The sequence below is a fragment of the Vibrio sp. 1CM2L genome (assembly GCF_023161695.1).
GTDB classification, from domain to species: domain Bacteria; phylum Pseudomonadota; class Gammaproteobacteria; order Enterobacterales; family Vibrionaceae; genus Vibrio; species Vibrio coralliirubri.
Genome location: NZ_JALNTT010000021.1, coordinates 1 through 1,035, shown reverse-complemented (window position 1 = coordinate 1,035; position 1,035 = coordinate 1). Strand labels below are relative to the sequence as shown.

Here is a 1,035-nt window from a genome sequence, read left to right as displayed (position 1 = left end):
CACCTTCAACGGCTTACAGAACGCTCCCCTACCCCACATACCCTAAGGTACGTAGCCGCAGCTTCGGTGTATAGCTTAGCCCCGTTACATCTTCCGCGCAGGCCGACTCGACCAGTGAGCTATTACGCTTTCTTTAAATGATGGCTGCTTCTAAGCCAACATCCTGGCTGTCTGAGCCTTCCCACATCGTTTCCCACTTAGCTATACTTTGGGACCTTAGCTGGCGGTCTGGGTTGTTTCCCTCTCCACGACGGACGTTAGCACCCGCCGTGTGTCTCCCGGATAGTACTTACTGGTATTCGGAGTTTGCAAAGGGTTGGTAAGTCGGGATGACCCCCTAGCCTTAACAGTGCTCTACCCCCAGTAGTATTCGTCCGAGGCGCTACCTAAATAGCTTTCGGGGAGAACCAGCTATCTCCAGGTTTGATTGGCCTTTCACCCCTAGCCACAAGTCATCCGCTAATTTTTCAACATTAGTCGGTTCGGTCCTCCAGTTGATGTTACTCAACCTTCAACCTGCCCATGGCTAGATCACCTGGTTTCGGGTCTAATCCTAGCAACTGTACGCCCAGTTAAGACTCGGTTTCCCTACGGCTCCCCTAAACGGTTAACCTTGCTACTAAAATTAAGTCGCTGACCCATTATACAAAAGGTACGCAGTCACACCACGAAGGTGCTCCTACTGCTTGTACGTACACGGTTTCAGGTTCTATTTCACTCCCCTCACAGGGGTTCTTTTCGCCTTTCCCTCACGGTACTGGTTCACTATCGGTCAGTCAGTAGTATTTAGCCTTGGAGGATGGTCCCCCCATATTCAGACAGGATATCACGTGTCCCGCCCTACTCGTTTTCACTGATTATGAGATGTCGATTACGGGGCTATCACCCTTTATTGCGGCACTTTCCAGAGCCTTCATCTGTCTCATTAAAAGCTTAAGGGCTAATCCAATTTCGCTCGCCGCTACTTTCGGAATCTCGGTTGATTTCTCTTCCTCGGGGTACTTAGATGTTTCAGTTCCCCCGGTTTGCCTCCTG

At 50.6% G+C, this 1,035-nt stretch carries 1 rRNA gene; it reads right to left on the bottom strand.

The features are described 5' to 3' along the window. Nucleotides 1–1,035, bottom strand: a 23S ribosomal RNA gene (locus MSG34_RS24095); the annotation flags it as partial.